This is a genomic window from Veillonella sp. 3891, from assembly GCF_003992315.1.
Classification (GTDB): Bacteria; Bacillota; Negativicutes; order Veillonellales; family Veillonellaceae; genus F0422.
Map to the genome: position 1 here is coordinate 1 of NZ_RQVE01000033.1, position 1,040 is coordinate 1,040.

At 40.2% G+C, this 1,040-nt stretch carries 1 protein-coding gene; it reads right to left on the minus strand.

The genetic code is table 11. From position 1 onward, the window contains the following. A partial coding sequence (locus tag EO118_RS08525) for a hypothetical protein (protein ID WP_370447325.1) occupies positions 1-1,040 on the minus strand: 1,040 nt, incomplete at both ends.

Genomic DNA, 1,040 nt, shown 5'->3' on the forward strand with positions numbered 1-1,040 from the left:
GTGATTTTTTTATTACCAGCATCAATACCATCTTTGCCGATTTTCACTGTTGATGTTGCACCATCAGCTTGTTTGTTTTCTACCGTTAATGCATTACCATCGATTGTCAATGTAGTACTTGCTACTTTTGCATCAGGTTGTGCTGGATCTACTGGAGCTGCATTTGTAATAGATGTAATATTTTTTAAATCTTTTACTAAACCAATTTCTAGTTTACCATCAACATTTTTAGTACGGATGTTGTTGGCTGCTGTTGTTGCATCAGCTGCTACTGTACCTTCACCCACGATGTCAAGTTGATCACCTAAGTTTTTATGAATTGCATCGCCTTCATTGCCTTTGAAAGTCAAGCCTTTTTCAACGATCGCATTCGCAGTGTTATGTAAATCTGTTACATTAGTAGCTGCATTTTTAACTGGGCTATCATCTTTAGCTGCTTTTTCTAATTTTTCTAATGTATTTGTACCTGCTAATGGTGTCACTACAGAAGAAATATTATTTAATACAGTTGTACCATTTGTTACAGTACCATCTGGGCTTACTAGACGTGCTTCTGGTGTCACTGCTACAGGAGCTGTACCACCATTTTCATCAGGAGTTTTTACATTGCCATCTGGTTTTACTTCATCAGTTTTATAGTAGTTGCCATCGTTAGCTTTCACTACACGGTCGCCTGCTGCATTTGTGTACACTACTGTACCAGCTTCGCCGTTACGAAGGGCATTCACTTTATTCGTTAAGTCTTTGCCATTCAAGCCATCTTTACCAGTTGGGCCTTGTGCACCTGCAGAACCAGCTACGGTTGCACCATCTTTACCAGCACCTGCTTGACCATCACGTCCGTCAGAAGCCGTATTACCAATGTTTGCTGCATGGTCTAGTGTTGTACGGTCTGCTTTTTCTAAGCCAAGTGTGATGTTACCTTCACCATCTTTAGCAATGACAATACCTTTTTTAGGTGTGTCTGTAGCATCACTTGTGTCTGCACTAGCTTTTAATGTAATCGCTTTATCTTTCGCTGTTACAGCTTCCGCTGGATT